This window comes from Streptococcus gwangjuense, from assembly GCF_003627155.1.
Taxonomy (GTDB): domain Bacteria; phylum Bacillota; class Bacilli; order Lactobacillales; family Streptococcaceae; genus Streptococcus; species Streptococcus gwangjuensis.
Genome location: NZ_CP032621.1, coordinates 1,160,203 through 1,182,373 on the forward strand (window position 1 = coordinate 1,160,203; position 22,171 = coordinate 1,182,373).

The 22,171-nt window shown below is 40.1% G+C and carries 19 protein-coding genes; 2 read left to right on the forward strand and 17 right to left on the reverse strand.

What is annotated here, in order from left to right:
- Window positions 1–92 precede the first annotated feature (92 nt).
- A complete protein-coding gene (locus D7D53_RS05730; RefSeq protein WP_120770404.1) occupies window positions 93–1,538 on the forward strand; it encodes a UDP-N-acetylmuramoyl-L-alanyl-D-glutamate--L-lysine ligase in 1,446 nt (481 codons plus the stop codon).
- Between the two features lie 46 nt (window positions 1,539–1,584).
- Here the strand turns inward: D7D53_RS05730 and D7D53_RS05735 are convergent, their stop codons facing one another.
- The 15 genes from D7D53_RS05735 to D7D53_RS05805 all read right to left on the reverse strand — a co-directional run bounded on the left by D7D53_RS05735 (window position 1,585) and on the right by D7D53_RS05805 (window position 13,265).
- Entirely contained in the window at window positions 1,585–1,776 is a 192-nt protein-coding gene (locus D7D53_RS05735; protein WP_049488510.1) for a CsbD family protein, read from the reverse strand.
- Between the two features lie 101 nt (window positions 1,777–1,877).
- Complete coding sequence (locus tag D7D53_RS05740) at window positions 1,878–2,528, reverse strand: DUF1803 domain-containing protein (protein ID WP_120770405.1); 651 nt, start codon at window positions 2,526–2,528, stop codon at window positions 1,878–1,880.
- The gene (locus D7D53_RS05745) at window positions 2,512–3,024 is read right to left on the reverse strand and encodes a YiiX/YebB-like N1pC/P60 family cysteine hydrolase (protein ID WP_120770406.1); all 513 of its coding nucleotides are present in this window, start codon (window positions 3,022–3,024) and stop codon (window positions 2,512–2,514) included. Before D7D53_RS05745 ends, D7D53_RS05740 begins: the two co-directional genes overlap by 17 nt.
- Before the next feature lie 86 nt (window positions 3,025–3,110).
- Window positions 3,111–4,046 (reverse strand): manganese-dependent inorganic pyrophosphatase, encoded by a 936-nt coding sequence (locus D7D53_RS05750; protein ID WP_049488515.1) that lies wholly within the window; start codon window positions 4,044–4,046, stop codon window positions 3,111–3,113.
- A gap of 82 nt (window positions 4,047–4,128) precedes the next feature.
- Window positions 4,129–4,416 (reverse strand): GIY-YIG nuclease family protein, encoded by a 288-nt coding sequence (locus D7D53_RS05755; protein WP_033689123.1) that lies wholly within the window; start codon window positions 4,414–4,416, stop codon window positions 4,129–4,131.
- Window positions 4,406–5,155, reverse strand: coding sequence for a tRNA1(Val) (adenine(37)-N6)-methyltransferase (locus D7D53_RS05760; protein ID WP_033685376.1), 750 nt, complete (start codon window positions 5,153–5,155; stop codon window positions 4,406–4,408). Before D7D53_RS05760 ends, D7D53_RS05755 begins: the two co-directional genes overlap by 11 nt.
- A gap of 52 nt (window positions 5,156–5,207) precedes the next feature.
- Window positions 5,208–5,570 (reverse strand): S1 RNA-binding domain-containing protein, encoded by a 363-nt coding sequence (locus tag D7D53_RS05765; protein WP_000689605.1) that lies wholly within the window; start codon window positions 5,568–5,570, stop codon window positions 5,208–5,210.
- 1 nt (window position 5,571) lies between these two features.
- Entirely contained in the window at window positions 5,572–6,972 is a 1,401-nt protein-coding gene (locus tag D7D53_RS05770; RefSeq protein WP_120770407.1) for a bifunctional Cof-type HAD-IIB family hydrolase/peptidylprolyl isomerase, read from the reverse strand.
- 79 nt (window positions 6,973–7,051) lie between these two features.
- Window positions 7,052–7,555: a GNAT family N-acetyltransferase gene (locus tag D7D53_RS05775; RefSeq protein WP_120770861.1), complete on the reverse strand. Its 504-nt coding sequence runs from the start codon at window positions 7,553–7,555 to the stop codon at window positions 7,052–7,054.
- Between the two features lie 172 nt (window positions 7,556–7,727).
- On the reverse strand, window positions 7,728–7,967 hold the full coding sequence (rpsR, locus tag D7D53_RS05780; RefSeq protein WP_000068664.1) for a 30S ribosomal protein S18: 240 nt from the start codon (window positions 7,965–7,967) through the stop codon (window positions 7,728–7,730).
- 31 nt (window positions 7,968–7,998) lie between these two features.
- Window positions 7,999–8,469 (reverse strand): single-stranded DNA-binding protein SsbA, encoded by a 471-nt coding sequence (gene ssbA, locus D7D53_RS05785; protein WP_004269791.1) that lies wholly within the window; start codon window positions 8,467–8,469, stop codon window positions 7,999–8,001.
- An 11-nt stretch (window positions 8,470–8,480) separates the two neighbouring features.
- Complete coding sequence (gene rpsF, locus D7D53_RS05790) at window positions 8,481–8,771, reverse strand: 30S ribosomal protein S6 (RefSeq protein ID WP_001151778.1); 291 nt, start codon at window positions 8,769–8,771, stop codon at window positions 8,481–8,483.
- Between the two features lie 220 nt (window positions 8,772–8,991).
- Complete coding sequence (locus D7D53_RS05795) at window positions 8,992–9,546, reverse strand: DJ-1 family glyoxalase III (RefSeq protein ID WP_120770408.1); 555 nt, start codon at window positions 9,544–9,546, stop codon at window positions 8,992–8,994.
- A 10-nt stretch (window positions 9,547–9,556) separates the two neighbouring features.
- A complete protein-coding gene (locus tag D7D53_RS05800) occupies window positions 9,557–10,780 on the reverse strand; it encodes an FtsW/RodA/SpoVE family cell cycle protein (RefSeq protein WP_120770409.1) in 1,224 nt (407 codons plus the stop codon).
- Between the two features lie 4 nt (window positions 10,781–10,784).
- Window positions 10,785–13,265, reverse strand: coding sequence for a bifunctional DnaQ family exonuclease/ATP-dependent helicase (locus D7D53_RS05805; RefSeq protein WP_162927914.1), 2,481 nt, complete (start codon window positions 13,263–13,265; stop codon window positions 10,785–10,787).
- 123 nt (window positions 13,266–13,388) lie between these two features.
- On the opposite strand from D7D53_RS05805, the gene D7D53_RS05810 reads away from it, so the two are divergent.
- Window positions 13,389–13,574, forward strand: a complete 186-nt coding sequence (locus D7D53_RS05810) for a hypothetical protein (protein ID WP_001068558.1) — start codon at window positions 13,389–13,391, stop codon at window positions 13,572–13,574.
- 23 nt (window positions 13,575–13,597) lie between these two features.
- On the opposite strand, the gene D7D53_RS05815 is transcribed toward D7D53_RS05810, so the two are convergent.
- Both D7D53_RS05815 and D7D53_RS05820 read right to left on the reverse strand, forming a co-directional pair.
- Window positions 13,598–14,449, reverse strand: coding sequence for an NAD(P)H-hydrate dehydratase (locus D7D53_RS05815; protein ID WP_120770411.1), 852 nt, complete (start codon window positions 14,447–14,449; stop codon window positions 13,598–13,600).
- A 258-nt stretch (window positions 14,450–14,707) separates the two neighbouring features.
- Window positions 14,708–21,919 carry an SIALI-17 repeat-containing surface protein gene (locus D7D53_RS05820; RefSeq protein ID WP_120770412.1) on the reverse strand — a complete coding sequence of 2,404 codons (7,212 nt, stop codon included), beginning with the start codon at window positions 21,917–21,919 and terminating at the stop codon, window positions 14,708–14,710.
- Window positions 21,920–22,171: the final 252 nt, after the last annotated feature.

Genomic DNA, 22,171 nt, shown 5'->3' on the forward strand with positions numbered 1-22,171 from the left:
AATTTTAATCACTAGGAAAAATTCCTCATCTTCCATTATAAACTTTTCCTTGTCACTTGTAAATTTACGACTTTCGGTTTACAATAGAAAGTATGATTAAGATTGAAACCGTATTAGATATTTTAAAGAAAGATGGTCTCTTCCGTGAGATTATCGACCAAGGACATTATCACTACAACTACAGCCATGTCGTATTTGACACCATCTGCTATGATAGCCGCAAAGCCAAAGAGAAGAGCCTCTTTTTCGTTAAAGGTGCTGCCTTTAAGAAGGAATTTCTGATTTCTGCCATCTCTCAAGGCCTCGGTTGGTATGTGGCTGAAAAAGACTATGAGGTTGGTATTCCTGCTATCATCGTCAGTGATATCAAGAAAGCCATGAGTTTGGTAGCTATGGAATTTTATGGCAATCCACAGAAAAAACTCAAACTCCTTGCCTTTACTGGTACTAAGGGTAAAACAACAGCAGCCTACTTCGCCTATAACATTTTATCTCAAGGGCATCGACCTGCTATGCTCTCGACCATGAATACAACTCTAGATGGCAAGACTTTCTTTAAGTCTGCATTGACAACCCCTGAGAGTATTGACCTCTTTGACATGATGAATCAAGCTGTGCAAAATGACCGTACTCACCTCATCATGGAGGTCTCCAGTCAGGCCTATCTGGTCAAACGTGTCTATGGTCTAACCTTTGATGTGGGAGTTTTCCTCAATATCAGCCCCGACCATATCGGCCCGATTGAACACCCTAGCTTTGAAGACTACTTCTACCACAAACGTCTCTTGATGGAAAATAGCCGAGCAGTTATCATTAACAGTGACATGGACCACTTTTCTGTCTTGAAAGAACAAGTGGCAGATCAAGACCATGATTTCTATGGTAGCCAGTCTGAAAACCAAATCGAGAATTCCAAAGCCTTTAGTTTTTCAGCTACGGGTAAACTCGCTGGAGATTATGATATCCAACTAATTGGACACTTCAACCAAGAAAATGCCGTTGCTGCCGGACTTGCTTGCCTCCGTCTCGGAGCTAGTCTTAAGGACATCAAAAAAGGAATCGCTGCAACCCGTGTTCCTGGTCGTATGGAAGTCCTCACTCAGAAAAATGGAGCCAAGGTTTTCATCGACTATGCCCACAATGGTGATAGTCTCAAAAAACTAATCAATGTTGTAGAAACTCATCAAACTGGAAAAATTGCACTGGTTCTTGGTTCGACAGGAAACAAGGGAGAAAGCCGTCGTAAGGACTTTGGCCTCCTCCTGAACCAACACCCTGAGATTCAAGTCTTTCTGACTGCTGATGACCCCAACTATGAAGATCCAATGGCCATTGCGGATGAAATTAGTAGCTACATCAATCATCCTGTTAAAAAGATTGCGGATCGCCAAGAAGCCATCAAGGCAGCGATGGCTATCACAAGTCAAGAATTAGATGCTGTGATTATCGCTGGTAAAGGAGCCGATTGCTACCAAATCGTTCAGGGAAAGAAAGAAGCCTATCCAGGAGATGCAGCAGTCGCAGAAAATTATTTATAAGATAGTAAAAAATCAAGGGAAATGAAACCCTTGATTTTTTCTATTTTTATTTAAAAGCGTTTTTCAAACCTTCAACGGCACCTTCTACAGCATCTTTAGCATCTTCAACTACTTCTTTTGCCTTAGCAACTGTCTTTTCTACAGCGCCTTCTGCTTCAGTCTTACCATCTCCAGTAACTTTACCAAATCCTTCTTTGATAGCGCCTGTTGCTTGTTCCAATTTGTTTTCAAGTGACATATGATTGTCTCCTTTAGTTTTATTCCGATATGTGTTACCGGTTACATATAGTTTATACCGAATACTAAGGAAAGTCAAACAATGTGCTCAGAAACAAAATTTCAAGCTAAGTAGAAAGTTAATCTCTCCTTGTCAAAATCGACGGTCAACTCATACTTCCCCTCTTCATTTTGGACAATATAGTCTAGGACAACCAAACTATCCACAAAGATATCACGTCGTTTCTGCATCAGTTGATCTTTTTTGAGAAATTTTAGCAAAAAAGTCGTCATATATTTGAGAGCATACTCAGGATTGACATCTCCCAAAATAGCATAGAGTACCTGCTGTTTTTCTGTCAAAGGATACTGATGTTTGACCTTGTAGAAATAATTGGACAGTGTCATTTTTGTTCTCGCAAAGTCCGTCTTTTCAACTAAAATAGCTGCATTAGTTTGATTTCGTAATTCCGTCTCAAAACTCTGCTCTAACAAGGCTTGATAGACCGGACTATCTTCTTTAACAAAAATCTCTTGATCCAGTTCTAGATTATCTAGTGACTCAAGCATAGGGAGATTGAGGTAATAGCGCTTATTTTCCCGTAGAATCAAGCCTGCCTTTATATACTCTTCCATGAGTTTATCAACTGCTATATCTGGAAATTGAGCCTTAATTTCCCGTAGAATTACATCATCATGCTGGTCCAGATAGCGGATCAATTCTCCAAAAAACGGCTGTCTCGTCAAACGAGATGGATTAAAAATCTGAATCATGAAGATTCCTTTCTTTACATTCTAACAGAGGCGATGCTGCCAACTGACTGGGATTGGTCCCCGGCTGGTTCAAAGGAACAGGCAGACCTAGTTCTCTGTAATACTCTCTCCAAAAATCACTAATCTCCTGCTCCCCATCTCCAAATTTCATAGGTATGGTTGCAAAAATGGGGAGAATTTCTGCCATGTACTGGGAACAGTAAAAACCTTCTCCATCTGGATAGAAAGAAGCATTGTAGGGTGCTCCTAGATGTTTGCAAGCTTTTTCCTTCACAGACTGGATATCCATTTCTGGGTAAACATAGAGGTCGTACAAGTGATTGGACTCAAAGAATTCTGCTGGTTCTTGACAGACCACACCAAATTCTCCACTAGCGTGGTAAATCATCCCATCCAAACAAATGGCAACATGGTTATAGTTGCCTGTGGAAGTCTGGATGGCCTGTCCCATATCTGACTCATCTCTCACAAAAATCAAATCGCCATTTTCTAACATACTTCACTCCTAGAAAAAAAGGAGCCGAAACTCCTTTCGATATAAGGCAAACTAGCCTTTCCTAATTTGAATTAATACTCAAAACCTTAAGCATTAAAGCTTTCAGTCAATTGAGGTACCACTTGTTTCTTACGTGAAACAGCACCAGCAAGGAAGGCATGATTGTTTTCAAGTTTGAAGTTGAAAGCTGCTTCAACCTTGTCCATGTTAGCACCAAGAGCCAAGATTTCTGAGTTTGAGTTGACAATATCTGTAATCATCAAAACAAAGTCAGAGTAGCCGTTTGCTGCGTTAGCAGCTTGCATTGCAGCTTCAATTTCTGCTTGGCGTTCCAATACTTCAGCGATGTCAACTGTGTTTACTTGAGCAACACGGACATTATTTCCGTTCAATTCAAAAGTTTTAGCATCGATGTCAATCAATTCGTCAGCAGATTTGCTAGCCAAGTTTGTACCAGCTTTCAACATAGCTAAACCATATTCTTCCAAGTTGACACCAGCCAATTCAGCCAATTCAGGAGCAATGACTGTATCTGTTGGGTGTGTTGTTGGTGATTTCAAAAGAAGGGTATCTGAAATCAAACCTGAAAGCATCAAACCAGCAATCTCTTTAGGCACAGCTACACCATGTTCTTTGAACATACGGTAAACGATTGAAGACGCTGATCCAACTGGCTCCAAACGCATGTAAAGTGGGCTTGCAGTTTCAAAGTTAGCCACACGATGGTGGTCCACAACACCATAAACTTCTACTTCAGCGATATCTGATACAGATTGTTGGAATTCATTGTGGTCAGTCAGGATAACTTGCTCTGCACCTTCTGCTTTAGCAGAAGTGATAACACGCGGTGCTTCCACACCAAAATAGTTCAAGACAAAGGCTGTTTCTTCATTTGGAGTTCCAAGGGCAACAGCTTCCGTATCCAAACCATAAGCTTCTTTTGCAAGGTAGGCAAAGGCTACAGATGACCCGATGGCATCTGAGTCTGGATTTTGGTGACCAAATACTAGAATCTTAGACATGATTATACCTCATTTTGTTTATTCTCTTTATTGTAGCATTTTTTTCGCTTTTTGACAAAAGTAAGAGGAGTCAAAGGACTCCTCACGATTCTTCAAAATAACTGAGTAAATTTCTATCTTGATTTTCAGATAAAAATCTTTCCTTCTGTGGCCTCTTCTTACGCTTGAGAAGGGCTTCTGCCGACATGGCTTCTTCCTTACTGGCAAAACCTTGAGCATAGATGAGTTTGACTGGCAAGCGTGCTCGTGTATATTTGGCTCCCTTCCCACTATTGTGGACAGCGAGGCGTCTCCTTACATCAGTCGTATAGCCTGTATAGTAGGATCCATCACGGCACTCCAGCACATACATATAAGCCTTATGATCCATAATAAATCTCTTCGAGTTCCGGCGTATAAGAGCCATCATCATTGTGAACAATGAGAGGTGGTAAGACCTTAAAGCCGCTTGTTGAACCATCCTTGATGGCCTCAATCAAAAGCATATTGGCTTCCTTTTCTCTTTTTGGATAGACAAATTGCAGACGCTTAGGCGCTAGATTATGTCGTTGTAACGTATCCAAAATATCCAGAAGTCGATCAGGGCGATGAACCATGGCCAAACGCCCATTGGATTTGAGAATACTCTGAGCACTACGACAGATTTCCTGCAAATTAGTCGTGATTTCATGTCGCGCCAAGAGATAATGTTCACTCTCGTTCAGATTGGAATGAGGATCCACCTTGAAATAGGGCGGATTACACAAAATCATATCTACCTTACTTCCCTGAATGTAAGCAGGCATATTTTTCAAATCATCACAGATGACCTCCATCTGCTCTTCCAAACCATTCAAACGGACAGAGCGCTCAGCCATATCTGCCAAACGCTCCTGAATCTCAACAGCCAAAATCTGTGCCTGAGTCCGAGTGCTAGCAAATAGCCCAACTGCTCCATTTCCAGCGCAAAAATCCACTATCAAGCCCTTTTTAGGAAAACGTGGAAAACGTGACAAGAGAACACTATCCACCGAATAGCTAAAGACCTCTCTATTTTGAATGATTTTGATATCTGTCGAAAAGAGCTGGTTAATGCGCTCCCCCGATTTTAATAATTGTTCTTCTTCCATGGTCCTATTATAGCAAATTCATATTAACATTACAAAAGATAGAGGTTTCTAACTAGTGCTTCTGATTCTTCAAATGTTGGAGAGCTTCCTTGGTCCAAATTGGCATCATTCGTTTGAGAGGCGCGAAGCCGTAGTTAAAACGGTCGCTTGAAAAGCGTCTCCGTCTCGGAAACTGGTGCTTTTCTTCCTCCAAAGTGCGGATAGAAAGACTAGCTTTCCCTGTAAATTCATCTAAATCCACTACCTGAACCTGAACCTCTTCATCGACTTTCAAAGCTTCTTGGATATTTTCAATAAAGCCTGTCCGAATCTCTGAAATGTGAATCAGCCCCGTATCACCCGTTTCTAGCTCAACAAAGGCACCGTAGGGCTGAATCCCTGTAATACGGCCCTTTAGCTTATCACCGATTTTCATCTTAGTCCTCGATTTCAATTGTTTCAATCACGATATCTTCAACTGGCTTGTCCATAGCCCCTGTCTCAACAGAAGCAATGGCATCCAAGACAGCGTAAGAAGCTTCATCAGCTAGCTGACCAAATACAGTGTGACGTCGGTCTAGATGAGGAGTTCCACCTTGGTTGGCATAGATTTCCGCAATCGGTTCTGGCCAACCACCACGAGCAATTTCTTTCTTAGAATAAGGCAAATGTTGATTTTGCACGATAAAGAACTGGCTGCCGTTGGTATTTGGACCAGCATTGGCCATAGAAAGGGCACCACGGACGTTATAAAGTTCTTCTGAGAACTCATCCTCAAAAGATTCGCCATAGATGGACTCGCCACCCATACCAGTTCCAGTTGGGTCTCCGCCTTGGATCATAAAGTCCTTGATAATACGGTGGAAAATGACACCATCATAGTAGCCATCTTTTGAAAGTGCAACAAAGTTAGCCACTGTTTTAGGAGCATGTTCAGGGAAGAGCTTAATACGCAAGTTTCCGTGATTGGTCTTAATAGTCGCGATAGGACCTTCTACTGTTTCAATGTCTACTTGTGGGAAATTCAATTCTTTTTCTACCATACCAAATCCTTCTAAGGCATCAAAAATGCCATCTTCTTCTAATGTTTTTGTAATATAATCTGCTTTTTCTTTGATGTTATCATGAGAAATTCCCATGGCAACGCTGATCCCAGCATAATCAAAGAGTTCCAAGTCATTCAGTCCATCTCCAAAGACCATGACATTCTCTGGTTTCAAGCCAAGGTGTTCCACAACCTTTTCCACACCTGTCGCTTTGGAGCCTGAAATCGGCACGATATCAGACGAATGTTGATGCCAACGAACCATGCGAAGTTTAGCAGAGAGACTGTCAGGCAAGTGCAAGTCATCACCTTTATCTTCAAAAGTCCACATCTGATAGATATCTTCTTTTTCATGGAAATTAGGATCTACATCCAAATCAGGGTAAATTGGATTGATCGCTTCACTAATCATATCGGTGCGAGTCGACAACTTGGCATCATGACTCCCAACCAAGCCATACTCAATTCCCTCTTGCTTGGCCCAAGAGATATACTCCTCAACATCTGACTTCTCGATCTGATGTTGGTAAATAACCTGACCTTTTTTATCTTCGATGTAGGCCCCATTTAAGGTTACAAAAAAGTCAGGATTGAGTTCACGAATCTCTGGCACAACACCAAAAATCCCTCGTCCAGAAGCAATACCTGTCAAGATTCCTTTCTCACGTAATTGCTTAAAAACAGTTGGGATTGAAGCTGGAATAAAACCTGTCTTGGAATTTCTCAATGTATCATCAATATCAAAAAAGACAATCTTGATTTTCTTTGCCTTGTATCTTAATTTGGCATCCATCTCACTACCTCTTTCAATCTAACTCTTTCCATTATACCATAAAGTAGCTAAATCCCCTATTTTCAAAAAGTTTCCCGTTTTATTGTAAGTCCTTGGATAAGTATAAAACTAAATCATCATCATTTTGACAACTTGCACCCATTTCTAGCGGTTTATTTCTATACCAGACACCTGTTCCATCTGGAATATAGCCTCGTTTGATATACAATCTCTGGGCAGGACCATACCCCAAGTGCAAACCTACACCAAGAGTGACCTTACTCGAAACAACCTTGACTCGTTTTTCTGCTTCTTCTAGCAGTTGATTCCCAATCCCTTGATTTCGAAAAGGCTCAAACACATTAAAATCTGATAATTCTGGATAGACTTCTGCAAAAGGACCATGTTTAGCTAAGGGCAAAATAGTAACGTAGCCCGCTACAGCACCATCAATCTCTGCAACTAAGATTTCTATGTCGCCACTTGCTTGCTCCCAAAAATAGCTTGCTAAGATTTCTTCTCTAGCAGGCCAACCTTGATTCATAAATCCATGAGATAAGGATTCAATATCAGACTTAATCATATTTCTAATCGTACAATTCATCTTTGACTTACCCACCTTTACTCTTTCTATTGCCATTATAACACGCCAAGGTCAAAAAAAACTATCTCGTGAAAAAAAGACCCACCCAGGTCTGAAAAAGAGGTCCACCCGGACCCAAACTCGCTCTCTCATTTCAAGGGTCGTGAAAAAGAGGTCCACTGGACCTCTTTTTTTAATCTTCGTTTACGAAAGGCATCAAAGCCATTACGCGAGCGCGTTTGATAGCTGTTGTTACTTTACGTTGGTTTTTAGCTGAAGTTCCTGTTACACGACGAGGAAGGATTTTCCCACGTTCTGAAACGAAACGGCTAAGAAGCTCAGTATCTTTGTAATCAACATATTCAATTTTGTTTGCTGCGATGTAATCAACTTTTTTACGGCGTTTGAATCCGCCACGACGTTGTTGAGCCATGTTTTTTCTCCTTTATAATTTTAGTTGTCCATTAGAATGGTAAATCATCATCTGAAATATCCAATGGATTTGTTGCTCCAAATGGATTTTCATCACGTGAAAAGTCTGGTACTGAATTTGTAGGTGCTGAATAGTTTGCAGTCGGTGCAGAATAAGCTCCACCTGTGTGACCCTCACGCACACTACGGCTTTCCAACATTTGGAAATTCTCAGCCACGACCTCTGTCACGTAGACACGTTGTCCTTGCTGGTTATCGTAACTACGAGTCTGGATACGACCTGTCACCCCGATAAGTGAGCCTTTTTTAGCCCAATTAGCAAGGTTCTCAGCCTGTTGGCGCCACATAACGACATTGATAAAATCAGTCTCACGTTCGCCATTTTGACTCTTAAATGTACGGTTTACTGCAAGAGTAAAAGTCGCAACTGCTACATTTGATGGGGTATAACGCAACTCAGCGTCACGTGTCATACGCCCTACAAGTACAACATTGTTAATCATAGTTTACCTTCTTACGCGTCAGTTTTGACGATCATGTGACGAAGAATGTCAGCGTTGATTTTTGAAAGACGGTCAAACTCTTTAAGAGCTGCATCGTCGTTTGCTTCAACGTTAACGATGTGGTAAAGTCCTTCACGGAAATCTTTGATTTCGTATGCAAGACGGCGTTTTTCCCAAGATTTTGATTCAACAACAGTTGCACCGTTGTCAGTCAAAATAGAGTCAAAACGTGCTACCAAAGCGTTTTTAGCTTCTTCTTCAATGTTTGGACGAATGATATAAAGAATTTCGTATTTAGCCATTGATATGTTCCTCCTTTTGGTCTAATGACCCCAAGACTTTGCAAGGGGTAAGTGAGGTTCGCTCACAATAAACTATTATACTAGAAAACATTTTTTTACGCAAGTAAAAACACCGAAATATAAAAAGAAGATGACGAATCATCTTCTCAAAAATACAACTCTATAGCTAGAGATATAATATTTTTAACATTTACCACTCTCTAGAAATTATGGATCCGTTTTACTGATTTTTACCAAATACATCTCGATAAAGCATTCCTGTTCGTAGACTCTCTGCATCTCCTCCTAATTGCTCTACCAGCTCGTAGGCAAAGGCAAGGGCTGTTGAAGGGCCTCGACTGGTTGTCAATTGACCATCTACCACTACTGTTTCCTTGACGTAGTGACCATCAAGAATTTGCTCTTGAACGCCGTCATAACAAGTGTACTGCTTGTTTTTCAATAGCCCTGCTTGATTGAGGGCAATTGGTGCCGCACAAATGGCTGCTAGTTTCTTCCCTTCTTGCTCGAAACTTTGCAACTCTTGAATCAAGGCCTGATTATCGCGCAAATGTGCAGAACCAGGCATCCCACCAGGAAGGACAATCATATCATAGTCTGATAAATTACCATCAAAGACACGATCTGCTCTTACTTGGATAGCATGCGAACCCGTCACTTGCTCTTCAAAACCAACCATATCACAAGTGATATTAGCACGACGTAAGACATCTACAACTGTCAAAGCTTCAATTTCTTCAAAGCCCTGAGCCAATATAACTGCTACTTTAACCATGATTTTCTCCTTATTTGATTCGTTTTAATACAACTTTTTTCCGTTTGAATGGAACTTTTCCGCTCTCTTCTTCAGCTAGATTGGTCTGGTAACTCATCGATAAAAGCAAGCCAATACCAATCAAGTTACTGATGATAGCCGATCCACCTTGAGAAATGAAAGGCAAAGGAATCCCAGTCAAGGGAAGCAAGCCAGTAACAGCACCGATATTCTCAAAGATATGGAAGAGCAACATCATAATCAAACCTGTGGAAATATAGGTGTAGAACTGGTTATTTGATTTAAGAGTAATCTTCAACATACGGTAAATCAGCATGAGATAAAGAGCAATAACAAGAACAGAGCCAATAAAGCCAAAATCTTCTGCAATGACCGTGAAAATCATATCCGACTCTCGAACTGGAATAAGCAGATTAGAAGCATTAAACCCTTGACCAAATAAGCCACCACTCCCAATCGCGATTTGCCCTTGAGCCTGCTGGTAAGTGGTTGTTTGGGCAAAGTCAAATGGATTAAGCCAAGCCAAAATACGGTTGATTTGATAGGTCGGCATTCCCAGTTGATGAAGAAAAGCACGACCGTCCTTACTGATAAAGATGGCTAGAAAACCAGCAATTCCTGTTACAGCAGTCACAAATACTGGAATAATAATTTTCCAAGAAACTCCTGATAATAAAACGATTCCTGAGAAAATAGCCACAAAAACCAAGGCAGTCCCCAAGTCACTTTGAAGTGCCAAAAGAACTAGGACTGGAATGGTAAAGAGAATCATCCAGAAAATCAACAAGAAGTCCAGCGGAACTGTACGTCTCCATTCCTTATGCTTCTTTGTAAATTGGACAATGACACGGGCCAGCATGAGGATGTATGATATCTTCATAAATTCTGACGGCTGGAACAAGGTAACACCATTTACCGATACCCAGTTTTTAGCACCCGTTGATGCAACTAAACTTGGATTATAAAAGACAATCGGCAAAACCATAAGTCCCAAGCCTAAAATATACAGAAAGGGGGTCACCTTCCAAAGAAATTCAGTATTGAAGAGCATGACCACAAAACCAATCACAAGCCCCAGGACAATCCATGCGACCTGCTGCCCTAAAATAGGTAGAATATTGTTTGGATAATCATGACTAACGGCTATATAAATAGCCACCACACCGATAACCAGTAGGAAAAATACTGGCAGGAGCAAACTATAATCGACTCTAGAGTCGAAAGAACGTTTCATATATTCACCTTTTCTCTTTCTTAGATTTTTTATTTTTGTTGTTTTGGAGGAAATCAATAACAGTAGAGGTAATCTGTTTTCTATTCACCTCTCTGATAGTTCTTTCATTAGCTAGAGCTTGTCTAATCTGTTTACCATATCGTTTATGAACAACTCGACTATCCAGTATCACAGCAATGGAAGCTTGTTCCTCTTTTCTAATTGTTCTACCCAAAGCCTGTTTGAGACGAATAATGGCCATTGGCAACTGATAATCATAGAAAGGATTCTTCCCTTCCTGACGCAACTCATGATTTAATTTTCGTGTCAAAGGTTCTTGGGGATTTTGAAAAGGCAAACGAGGAATTACTTGAATAACGCAAGGATGGGTAGAAAAATCCACTCCCTCCCAGAAACTTCCTGTTCCAAGTAAGATTTGTCGCTCTCCTTTTTCAAAACGTTTCTTCAACTGACTGGGCTCCCCATTTTTATATTGGGCTAAATGAGGATGGTCTAGTAAATCTGACACTGCTAACAGTAATTCTTTAGACGTAAATAAAACAAGTAACGGCTCTTGAAAGGCTTGTAAGGAATGGATAACTGATGTAACCTCTTCTGCATAATCTAAAGGAGAATGTTCAGTCACTAACGGAAAATCATTTACTAATAAAATTTCTTGTTGCTTCTGTTGTAAAGATTCAACTGTAATAAGTGGAGCTTCCGTAAATCCTAATAAATCCGCTAAAGAAACTCTATTACTGATTTCAAGAGTGGCAGATACGCCAAGCACTCTGCAATCTTCTGGCAATAAATCTGCTAGTAGAAAGCGGCCTTTTTTACTTGAGCAGATTAAGACATCCTTACTAGACTTCTCAGCTGTTGCCAGCCAAAATTCACGGTCTGATGTAAAAAAGCGCGTCATATCTCTATACTCGGGAAGATTTAACTCAGAAAAATGCTGGCGTAAGTTTTCAAGAGAATCCAACCACTTGTCATTCTTAAGCCCTGAGTAAAACTGATCTATCAAATAGCGACATTCAAAACCGATACTCTCAAGCAACCGTCTCTGAATAAGATCTTTTTCTGTTTCCAAGGACTTTTGAACTTGTGTTACTAAAGCCTCGAGGAGATAAGACTCTTGGGCGAGGTTTTCAAGGGCAATCAGCATTTTTTGAGCTTCATCTATGATTACCAAGCGATTGTTGACAAACTCTGGATCGTCCTCTAAACGTGTTACCAGATAAGCGTGATTGGTTAACAAAAGGCGACTCGATTTAGCCCTATCTTGGCTACGTTGCCAGAAGTCCTCAGAAATAAATAAACTTTTTTTTGAAAGTTTTCCATCATGTACAAGTTCAGCTAGAAAATGTTGATAACGATACAGCTGCCCGATTTCATCTAAGTCACCTGTTTCTGTCTCTGTTAACCAAATCAAGACTTGCATTTTAAAGCGTGTGAATAAGCGGTTAGACTCTGGCCTATGAAGTACTTTATAAAAATTATCGAGTTTCAAATAATTTTGAGGTCCCTTAAGACTATGAATATCAATATGAAAAGTATCTTTTAATCGACTTCCTTCTTCTTGCATGATTTGATTTTGAAGGATTTTGGTAGGAACACTAACAAGGATGCCCCCTTCACTTTCCATGCTCAAAGCTGGCAGTAGGTAACCATAAGTCTTTCCAAGTCCCGTTTGAGCTTGAATAAACGCGGTTTTCTGTTCCTTTAATAACTGCTCAACTTTTTCTGCAAATTCAACTTGCTGAGGACGTTCATCCAAGTCTAATAAGGTAATGTTTTTAGTAAAATCCTTAGATAGCTTACGTGGCTTTAAAGACTGACTTTGCTTTCTAAGAAAGAGTCCATGGAGTTCCATCAAATCATGAGAAGAAAGGGGAGACTGGCGCTGATATACTTCTTCAATCACTAAATAAGTTTCATAAAGGAGGTTATCCGCAAGATTTAACAATGTTTCTAAAAGTCCTTTTGGTAACTGAAAAAGTTTTTGACGCATAAAAAGCAAAAGCTCTGCTGTTGCTTGTGCATCAGAGAGAGCGGTGTGGGCGTGGTCTAACTTAATCCCTAACTCTTGACAGAGAATGCCGAGATTGTACTTTTCAAACTGAGGGTACAAAACCTGTGCTAACTCAACGGTATCCACTCGTGGAGTTCTCAATTCATAACCTTCAAAGAATAGGTACTCTGCTAGAAGATTTGCATCAAACTGTACATTGTGCGCGACAAAAACACCATCCTTGACCAGTTCAAAAATCCTTCCAGCTACCTGTGAAAACTCTGGAGCAACTGCCAACCGTTGATCAGTCAAACCTGTCAATTCTTTTATATGAGAATCCAAGGGCTCATGAGGATTGATGTCAGTCCCATACTGATCGACGATTTCACCATTTTCAATCACCACAATACCCACTTGAATAATTTTTGCCTTGCTTCCGGTGCTAGTGGCCTCTAAATCAACAACCACATACCGATTAGTTCTCGAATTCATCATTAAAAATTATATCAAAAAAAGCCCTGTTTGACACCCCTCAACTTCGATAGAAAAATCTCTTTGCTTGAAAAAATTTTTATAAAATGTTTGAATAGTATTATACAGAAATGGAGACATAAGATGAACCCATTAGATTTGTTTAATCAAGTAAAAGAGCTAATCGAAACAAAAGATTTCGAAGCTGCAAAAACATTTGTTGCAGAAAATCAAGAACAGCTTGGAGAATACTTCTCTCAAGCTCAGCAGTTGATTTCTGGTTCTGAAGGTCTAGATGGCCTCGTTGGAAAGATTAAAGGATTTTTCTAAAACTATAAAGGCGCCTGAAACAATCAGGTGCCTTTTTGAGATATTTTTTTCATTATTTTGGGCAGATAAGAGCTGATTCCCGTCGGCAAGACCACATAATGTTCTTGAGATAGTTCTTGGGCTATGGCTGAATGAAGATGGGTTGCCACTGCCACACGTTCGTAGAGACTGGCTTGTTTAAACTGGCCTACAAATCCTGCGATCATCCCAGCCAGAGTATCTCCCGTTCCCCCAGTAGCCTGATAGGGACCACCAACCTGTAACTGGTAAAAATCAGATTGGCCAACTTGCCAAATACGAGTGGCTGGACCTTTCTCTACCAAAATTGTTCCTTGAGGAAAGGAAGTCAGGGCACTAGCTGTTGCAGCTTCCTTTTGCTTTTCAATAGCAATACCAGATAGCTTTTCCCATTCTTTTTGGTGGGGAGTTAGGATAAGCTGGTTAGATGGAAACGACAAACTTGTCCTAGCAAGGATGGTTAAGGCCCCTCCGTCTACAATCAAAATTTGATTTTGGCTTAAATTAGCAAAGACCTGTTTGACTAGATTTTCTCCAAAAGCATCGTCTCGTAAACCAGGTCCCACTAAGACCACTTCTGCCTTCTCCAACTGCTCTTTTAACAGTTGCTGGTCTTGAAGAGAAAAGGCCATAGCCTCAGGTAAATGACTGTGCAAAGCTGGGATATTTTCCCTATCTGTTCCAACGGTCACCAAACCAGCTCCACTTTTAACAGCTGCCAAAGCAGCCATGATGATAGCACCACCATAAGGATAAGTCCCACCAAGCAACAGCAAACGGCCATAGTCTCCTTTATGACTGGTACGAGAACGTTCAATAATGACTTTTTCTAATAATGCTTGCTCAATCACTTTCATTGTTTTTTCCTCTCTATTCATTATACTATAAAGTCTATCCACCTTGCATCTTAAATATAAATCTCTTCGTTCATATAGAAAAAGAGGGGACAAAGCTCCCCTACTCTCCTTTCGTCCCAACACGAAAGTAAACGATTCCATTTTCACTAGTAAAGACGGAGAGGCCTAATTGGTCCTCTCCATCTATTCGACTCATTTATCGATTCATTTTTTATCTTCTACCAATCTATACAAATAGAATGGTATTAGGCGCATAGACTAGTCTTCTTTGCGTTTTGCAGTTAATAAAGCTGCTGATAAGGCCAAGGTAACACCTGCCAAGAAAATAGCTGTTTCTGACTGTTTTTCACCAGTTTCTGGCAATCTCTTGTCTTCCTTGGCAACTTGAACTGGTACTTCTGGAGTCTGAGCTTTTTCTAACGAACTTAGTTTAAACTCTGGTTTTTCTACTGTCGGTGCTGGTTGATTACCTACTGTAGCTAGAATACCACGGTACTCTGGAAGTTTATGTTCTAGAGCCATTACAGCATTAACACCACCCTTAAATTCAGGTTTCTCAACACTTGGTACTGCTTGATCTCCTACTGTAGCTAGAATTCCTGTGTATTCTGGAACATCGTTCACTGCTGCTTCTACAAAGTTAGCACCACCTTTGAATTCTGGAACATCGTTCACTGCTGCTTCTACAAAGTTAGCACCACCTTTGAATTCTGGAACTTCATTGACTGCTGCTTCTACAAAGTTAGCACTGCCTTTGAATTCTGGAACTTCGTTTACTGGCGCAGGTTCCTCACTCTTACTATTTGAAATAGATGGTTTTACTCCTACCTCAATAATACGATCTTGAGCTTTTCTTTGTTCAGAATGAACAAGAGTTCTATTAGTTCCTGATACTTGAATATAGTCAACTTTTTCTCCAGCTTGTCCTTCAGAAACTACACGACGTTTACCTTGAGCAAGCTCAGGGGTTTCACGAATAACTTCTTTAAACGGAAGTGGAGTCTTTTCAATTTCCAAGCTTGGAGCTTCTGCAACTAAGTTCTTAACGCCTTCTGTCGGTGTTGTTTGGAAAGTAGACTTAAAGTGTAAACGATATTCTTTCACCAGATTTCCATCTTTGGAAACAAGACGAACAAGTGTTGGAAGATTTGTATTTCCATGATCCACTATTGTGACTACTCCATGTCCACTAGTTATCGCAGTGACTTTTGGTTTAGTTCCCATTGTTGTTAGGGTGTACTCTGTCACATTTGGATCAAAGTTTTCCAATGCTTTTCCATCGATCGAAATAGTCGCTGATGGTGTTTCGACTTCTGCTCCCTTGCCTGCAGAGTAGGCTGTAAATTCTACAAGTGCTAGACCATTAGTAGTAGCCTTACGAGTCATTCGAGCACGAATAGATGTTGTTTGAACCGGATCAAAGTTAAACTCGATTGGTTTGCCAGCTACTAATTCTCCAGAAGCTTTGTAAGAAATTGGTGCCCAATTTTCTGCCTTGTTGAATGGATGATCAGCATTTTCTTCATAACGAGAAATCGTACTTGGTTCTGTAAAGGCAGGACCAATATATCTTTCTAGAACCATTTTCTCTGGGGCATCTGTTCCACTATCTTTAAAGAACTGAATGGCTACTTTTCCAATAGATTGGGAGGCAATTTTACCGTCCTTCTTAAAGAGTAGTCCGACAGAAGTTTCTTCATTTTTCGGAGTACGAGACCAGTTTGTCCAACGTCCATCTTCATTGTATTTTCCATCATTGATATAGAAAATTCTATCATGTGAAGCTGCTTGTGTATCGTTCGTTGTCGAAGCAAAGGCTTTAGAATCCATTTCATTGTTGCTTGGATTTTCTGAAATGACTTGATTTCCTTTAGAAACAACTGTCACCTGCATTTTAGTGGTTAGATTTGTACCAATGACATGACCAGTAATTTCAAATGTTCCCTCATGCTCTGTCGCATGTTCAGGAATAGCATCCCACTTCACTGCAAGTTTAGCTGTAGTCCAAGTAGTTGAAGTTGGGTAATAAACACTTACCTCTGAAGGAAGTTGAAGATTGTCTCCAACATTCAAGATTTTAGCACTATTTTCTGCAGCTACTGGTTGTGTTGATTCTTTTTCGTCATCACGGAAGATGCGATATTCTTTCAATACCGTACCATCTTCTGCTTTTAAGATGAGACGTGTTGCACCTTTTGGACTTGTTGCCGGAACAAGAGTAACCAAACCATTATTGCTAGCGGTTGCAGTGATTTCTTTGCTAGATTGAGGAATATAGTAATCAGTCTTAGATGGATTAAAGTGTTCAAGATCCTTGCCATCTACCTTGATAGAAATCTCTGAACTTGTAGAGCTTAAGACCTTGTTTCCAAGGACAGTTAGCTCTGTCAGACCAACACCTGATGTTCCATCTGCTTTCTTCATGCGTATACGAACAGCATAGGTTTCTACCTTGTCAAATGTGAAGTGATTTGTTTGAGTTGCAGATAGCTGACTTGGAGCATGTAAGTTTTCAACTGCTTTCCAATTTTCTGGATTATTAAATGGATGATTAGTATCTCGTTGCGCATGACTGACATCACTTGGCAAATCTGGAATTTCTTTACCTACATAATATTCAACTACATATTCTTTTGGAAGACCAATTGCTCCATCAGTATAGAAATCAACCGACAAATTGTTGACAAAACGTTTCGTCAAGTCTCCTGAATTACCAAATAAGATAGAAGCCCAGTCATTATCAGTATTTGTTCTCCAAGTAGTCCATCTATTTTTAGCATCTGTTGGCGTTCTTGATACAGTCAAGTCGTTCAAGGTATTGGCTGAATCATCTCCTCCTGTATTGGACACAATGGCAGCTGGCAATTGCGAACCTGTCCATTGTTTAGAGATATTATTTCCAGCAACAACTTGACTAGATACTCGAACATGAGCTTTAGTGGTCAGATTACTACCCACTAAATGACCATTGATTTCATAGACCCCTTCAGTTTGACTAAAGTTGGCTGGAACCTGATCCCAAACTACATCTTTGTAGATAGTTGTTCCGTTAGAATGGTAAGCACGAACATTAGCTGGCAATTGAACTGTCTCACCCTTAGGTACTGTGAGGCTGACTTCCTCTGCAACTTGTAAGCCTTCAACTGTCACCGTTGCTTGAGCTTCAATGTCTGTGCCTTCTACATGTCCTTTAAGGGTAAAGCTATGATAGCGACCCAATTCTTTTTCATCTACCTTGTCCCAAGTTACAGATACTTTGCGTGGCAAGCCCTTATCAAATTCTGCCCCAACTTCTTTAGGTAGATTCGGTTGCTGATTAATATCTGTAGAAATAGATACAGGATGAAGTTTCACAATCTTCTTGCTGACTTTATTTTCTTTAATCACCACTTCAGTAGTTACAGATTCTGTTTTCTCTGTTTGATTATCGATTCGAGGTGTCAAAGTCATTCTTCCCTTAGTATAAAGCAACAAGTTCTGTCCATTCACCTCAAGATGCCCACCATCAGATGATTTAGCTTCTAGGTGAATATCTGAAGCTGAAAATTCTGTTTGAGAACCATCCTCATAGCTACCAATGACACGATAAGTTAAGACCTGATCTTCAGTAGCAGTTTCTTTTCCTTCCACAACTACTTCCAAACGTTTCAAGGCAGGAGCTTCCTTCACAAACTGAATTAAGTAAGTTTGAACTAAGTCACCCTTTTGGTCACTCAAGAAGACAGAAGCCTGATAACCATTATCAGCAGAAGCTTGCTGAACAGTTACTTGATAACCAGTAGTCTGAGCTCCAACACTTGGAATTGTTCCAGTGTAAGGAATAGATACACGATAATAAGTCTTACCAGTCTCGAAGTTCTCAAGAGCTTTATCCCCAACAGTAAGTCCTGTAATGCTACTTGTTGTTTCCTTACTGCTTGCGATAAAGGTTGCCGAAACTTCATGACCATCATCTACCAATTTACCAGTAGCCTCTGTACGTCCACCTTCTTTTGTCAAAGCAGCAGGATCTTTCAAGGTCCAAGAAACAACATCTGTATCAATCAAACTACCATCTGTCAGAACAGCTGTGACTGTTTTATCCAAATCAGCTGCAGTTGTACCAACTGGTACTGTAGCAACTTTTGGTAACCATCTATCTAAAGCAATCACTTTTACAAGTGCCTCAGCTTTGGTTTCCAAACCTTCTACACGCCCAGATACTTTCTTCTCACCTGCGCTTGTAAGCAAGTCAGCTGGCACATCCCATGTTACAGTCTTTTCCTCAACACTACCGTCGCTATAAATAGCTGTTACTGTTTGAGGCAATTCAGGATTTGTAGTCACGTCAGTTGTCGCCTTTACAGGAGCATAGGATACAAAGTGACGGTTTTCTTTCTTACCAGAAACAGTTGTGACCGTTGCACTGTCAGAAGTTAAACCAGCAGAATCTGCATAAAGCGTAAATTTACCTTCTTTTTCAGTCGATTTTACAATAACAACCCCTTTACCATTGAAAGCACGTCTTTGCCATGTTCCATCTGCTTGAGCTTTATAGCGTTCACGACTGGCTTGTTCTCCATTATCCACACCAACGATCTGTCCCTGACCATGAAGATTAAAATGAACAAGATTATTCGCTGTCGGAACCACATTCCCTTCGCCATCAACAATTTCGTAATGGATGTAGGATAGGTCTTTCCCATCTGCAGTGATAACATGCTCTTCTTTAGTCAGACGAACTCTTGCTGGTTCCCCTGCAGTTGTCACACTATCACGCGCAATTTCGTTACCATTTTCATCTCTAGCAATCGCAGTCAGTGTACCTGGTTGGTATTTCACAAGCCACTCAAGATACAATTCACTTGGTTTAGCCCCCTCATGATATGGACGTCCATCTTCTGTCCTTTTCTTAGTAAATTCCTTTTTACCAAGTGACTCTCCATTTAAGAACAATTCGACACTTGCAGCATTTGAGAAGGTACGAACTGGAACCTTTCCATCGACCAGCATCTTGCGATCCTTAAGAGTCTCTTCAGTCCAGTTCCAATGCGGTAAAATTCGAACAGTTGGCTTTTCTTTAGCACTATACCATTCACTACGGTAAAGGTAAAAATCATTCTTCGGTAAGCCAGCCGTATCGATAATACCAAAGTAAGAGCTCTTCACAGGTGTGTTATCTTGGTTATGCCATGGAGTTGGTTCACCGATATAGTCAATTCCTGTCCAGATAAATTGTCCAGCATAGCCAGCACGATCACGATCAAAAGTCCATGACTCAGTAGCTGTTCTTCCCCATCCAACACGGTCATTACCATAATCAGATTGTTCATAGTGACGATTTGGACGGTTATCATGTCCAAGTATTTGAGCAGGATTGTAATAAGAATCACGCGTTCTAGTAGCTGAAGAGGTTTCAGAACCATAAATGAGCCAATCTGGATGCGCACTACGAACCGCATCATAAAAACGTTCACCATAGTTCATACCCACAGCATCCATGATTTCTGCAACTTTTAAGAAATCACCTGTCGCTGCACGACTAAATTTATTTTCACCCATGGTGACATAACGTTCAGTATCAATCGCCTTGATAATAGCCTTCAGACGCTTAGCAGTTTCGATAGAACGAGGACTACCATTCGCCTCTTCTACCTCATTTCCAAGAGACCACATTACGATAGACGGATTGTTCTTATCCCGTTCTACCATTGTTCTGAGATCAAAATCAGACCACTTCTCACCCTTTTTAGCCTCTGGGTGTGTTGCATCTTGATCAAAGAACCGTCCATAGTCGTATGTTTTCTTACCACCATACCAGGTATCAAAAGCTTCCTCTTGCACCAAAAGACCTAAACTAGCTGCAGCATCAAGCAACTGAGGACTAGCTGGATTGTGGGTTGTTCGAATAGAGTTAACCCCCATATCTTTCAGGAGTTTTAATTTACGATAGGTAGCCTTATAATTTTCTTCTGCACCCAAAGCTCCATTATCATGGTGAATACTTACTCCGTGGAATTTCATGCGTTCACCATTCAGAGAGAAACCATCCTTAGCAGTCCAATTGAAATAACGGTAACCAAATGTATCTTCTGTTACATCAACTAGTTGACCTTCTTTATAAACCTTTGTTTTCAGCACATACAGTTGAGGATGATAACTTTTTGTCGTCCAAAGAGTTGGTTTATTAACTAGGATTGTTTGTCTGAAATCTGCAACTTCATTTTCTGCTAAATTCTTCGTTTCAGAGCGAACTAATTCTGATACAACCTTGCCTTCCTTAGTAAAGATTTGTTGTTCCACAAAGACTTTAGCAGCCTTCTTATCCGTATTTTTAATCTTACTTTGAACCTGTGTTTCAACATTCCCTTCTTTTTGCTCAGCAAGTTTTGGAGTAGTGATATGATTACCATTTTCGGCAACATGGACTTTATCACGATAACTAAGAGTTACATCACGATAAATTCCACTTCCTGAATACCAACGACTACTTGGTTGCTTATTGGTCACTTGAACAGTAATTGAATTTTCACTACCATCCTTGTTTAAAAATTCTGTGATATCATATGAAAAATGATTATAGCCACTTGGATAATGTCCTACAAATTTACCATTTACATAGACCTTTGAATCCATGTAAACCCCATCAAAATTAATACGAACATCCTTATTCTTGTCTGCTTCATTTAATGTGAAAGTCTTACGATACCAAGCTGTTCCACCATTTAACTGGCCACCTTCATTACGCGCGGGAGACTTATGGTCGAAATCAAAATAAATGCTCCAATCATGTGGAAGATTCAATTTAGACCAATCATGAACATCCACATCTTTTTTTGAAAAATCTCCTTGGGCATTTAGTTTAAAATACCAATCTTTATTAAAATCTTGTTTTCGATCCGATAATAGTTGTTTTTCCTTTTCAACTTCAGCTTTGTTTGACTCTCCAGATAGTGCTTGCGATTTTTCAGAAGAAGGTTTGATCTCTGTGTCTGCTTTCACTTGGTCCTTTTCAGAAGTTTTTTTAGAATCCTCTTTCAGTTCTGTTCCAGATGTTGATGCAGATTCAACAGGCTTTGGATTTGCCTCTTCAGATTTCTGTTTGTCCTCAGCCTTGGTTCCTTCTTCTACTTTATTTGGAGTTTCCACTTTAGGACTAGCCAATTCATGACTACCATCGTTAGCAGGTCTAGTAGTTTCTGTATCCTTAGTCACTTTATCTTCTGTCGACTCAGCTTTGGGTTTTACAAACTCACGCCCACCATTCTCATCAGCCTTTGCGATAGCAGCTGCCACATCATCAGGAAGCTTATCTAAAGGCTGAGGTTGATGAACAGTTGTTTCTTCTGTTTGAGTATTGGATAAAGCCACTTCCTCAGCTTGTACAGCTGAAATGCCAAATATACTAGCCCCAATCATTACAGATGCCGCACCTATTGCAAATTTACGAATGCTATAATGACAACGTTTATCAAAAAGTCTTTTGTTCATTAAAATCCTCATTTCTTTTTCTTGATACAAAGTAAGCGCTTACTTTATTTTAAAAAACGACCTCCTTCTGAATACACAAACACGTACCAAGTTCGATAATATATTTTATATATTAAATATATCAAAACATACCTAAAATTGCAATTATTTTCCATAAATTTAACCTAATAAAATAGTATACAGGATAAGTTCATTCAAAAGAAATAGGTGCAATGAAAGTAGCTTTGGGTTCTAGGCACTTTCCAATACATA

Bases quoted from the DNA above. Each gene is read 5' to 3' on its own strand.
- D7D53_RS05730 (WP_120770404.1), top strand. From the start codon at position 93: ATGATTAAGATTGAAACCGTATTAGATATTTTAAAGAAAGATGGTCTC.
- D7D53_RS05735 (WP_049488510.1), bottom strand. From the start codon at position 1,776: ATGTCACTTGAAAACAAATTGGAACAAGCAACAGGCGCTATCAAAGAA.
- D7D53_RS05740 (WP_120770405.1), bottom strand. From the start codon at position 2,528: ATGATTCAGATTTTTAATCCATCTCGTTTGACGAGACAGCCGTTTTTT.
- D7D53_RS05745 (WP_120770406.1), bottom strand. From the start codon at position 3,024: ATGTTAGAAAATGGCGATTTGATTTTTGTGAGAGATGAGTCAGATATG.
- D7D53_RS05750 (WP_049488515.1), bottom strand. From the start codon at position 4,046: ATGTCTAAGATTCTAGTATTTGGTCACCAAAATCCAGACTCAGATGCC.
- D7D53_RS05755 (WP_033689123.1), bottom strand. From the start codon at position 4,416: ATGGATCATAAGGCTTATATGTATGTGCTGGAGTGCCGTGATGGATCC.
- D7D53_RS05760 (WP_033685376.1), bottom strand. From the start codon at position 5,155: ATGGAAGAAGAACAATTATTAAAATCGGGGGAGCGCATTAACCAGCTC.
- D7D53_RS05765 (WP_000689605.1), bottom strand. From the start codon at position 5,570: ATGAAAATCGGTGATAAGCTAAAGGGCCGTATTACAGGGATTCAGCCC.
- D7D53_RS05770 (WP_120770407.1), bottom strand. From the start codon at position 6,972: ATGGATGCCAAATTAAGATACAAGGCAAAGAAAATCAAGATTGTCTTT.
- D7D53_RS05775 (WP_120770861.1), bottom strand. From the start codon at position 7,555: ATGAATTGTACGATTAGAAATATGATTAAGTCTGATATTGAATCCTTA.
- rpsR (WP_000068664.1), bottom strand. From the start codon at position 7,967: ATGGCTCAACAACGTCGTGGCGGATTCAAACGCCGTAAAAAAGTTGAT.
- ssbA (WP_004269791.1), bottom strand. From the start codon at position 8,469: ATGATTAACAATGTTGTACTTGTAGGGCGTATGACACGTGACGCTGAG.
- rpsF (WP_001151778.1), bottom strand. From the start codon at position 8,771: ATGGCTAAATACGAAATTCTTTATATCATTCGTCCAAACATTGAAGAA.
- D7D53_RS05795 (WP_120770408.1), bottom strand. From the start codon at position 9,546: ATGGTTAAAGTAGCAGTTATATTGGCTCAGGGCTTTGAAGAAATTGAA.
- D7D53_RS05800 (WP_120770409.1), bottom strand. From the start codon at position 10,780: ATGAAACGTTCTTTCGACTCTAGAGTCGATTATAGTTTGCTCCTGCCA.
- D7D53_RS05805 (WP_162927914.1), bottom strand. From the start codon at position 13,265: ATGAATTCGAGAACTAATCGGTATGTGGTTGTTGATTTAGAGGCCACT.
- D7D53_RS05810 (WP_001068558.1), top strand. From the start codon at position 13,389: ATGAACCCATTAGATTTGTTTAATCAAGTAAAAGAGCTAATCGAAACA.
- D7D53_RS05815 (WP_120770411.1), bottom strand. From the start codon at position 14,449: ATGAAAGTGATTGAGCAAGCATTATTAGAAAAAGTCATTATTGAACGT.
- D7D53_RS05820 (WP_120770412.1), bottom strand. From the start codon at position 21,919: ATGAACAAAAGACTTTTTGATAAACGTTGTCATTATAGCATTCGTAAA.